The following is an 894-nucleotide window of genomic DNA, read 5'->3' as shown; positions in this document are numbered from 1 at the left end:
AGCTGGCGTAAATATTTATATGCCGCTTCCAGATTGCTGACTTCTTGCGGGGTTAACAGTGCAAGTTCCTCAATACCATTTAAGGTTTCGAGCAAGCCACGATTGCGCAAAGATGGCTCTCGCCCGCCACGAATCAGTTGGAAAACTTGCGCGATAAACTCAATTTCTCGAATACCACCAGCGCCCAGCTTGATGTTGTTGGTTAAACCGCGACGTCGCACTTCACTGCTGATCATTGATTTCATACGGCGCAATGACTGAATCGCACTAAAGTCGATGTAACGACGGAACACAAACGGACGCAACATTTTGCGTAGCTCTTGATATTGCGGATACATTTCGCATCCCATCACGCGCGCTTTGATCATCGCGTAACGTTCCCAGTCCCGTCCTTGCTCTTGGTAGTAATCTTCCAACGCAGCATAGCTCATTACCAACGGGCCGCTTTCTCCAAACGGACGCAGCCGCATGTCGACGCGATAACAAAAACCATCAAACGTCTGTTGATCGAGTGCTTTGATTATTCGCTGACCAAGACGAGTAAAGAACTGCGCATTGGCGATACTGCGGCGGGCACCTTGGGTTTCGCCGTTTTCAGGGTAAGTAAAAATCAGGTCGATATCGGAAGAGAAATTCAGTTCGCCGCCGCCTAGCTTACCCATCCCAATGATCAACATCGGTTGAGCTTCACCCTCTGCATTTGTTGGCGTTCCCCATTCTGCGCAGCAAATTTTGTATTGCCATTGGTATGTCTCAAAGATCATCGCCTCTGCCAATTGGGACAAATGACGTAATGACTCTTCAAGTGTCCAAGCATGTAAGAAGTCTTTCCACGCGATGTAGACCATTTCTCGATTACGGAACTGACGCAGAACGCGATGACCAGACATTTCA

General features: G+C 48.4%; 1 protein-coding gene. It reads right to left on the bottom strand.

The features are described 5' to 3' along the window. The coding region (glnE, locus tag R8O10_RS24275; protein WP_318191827.1) for a bifunctional [glutamate--ammonia ligase]-adenylyl-L-tyrosine phosphorylase/[glutamate--ammonia-ligase] adenylyltransferase at positions 1 to 894 on the bottom strand (894 nt) is incomplete at both ends.

It is taken from the genome of Vibrio sp. 1727, from assembly GCF_033344415.1.
Lineage (GTDB): Bacteria > Pseudomonadota > Gammaproteobacteria > Enterobacterales > Vibrionaceae > Vibrio > Vibrio alginolyticus.
This window is presented reverse-complemented; position numbering and strand designations above follow the sequence as displayed.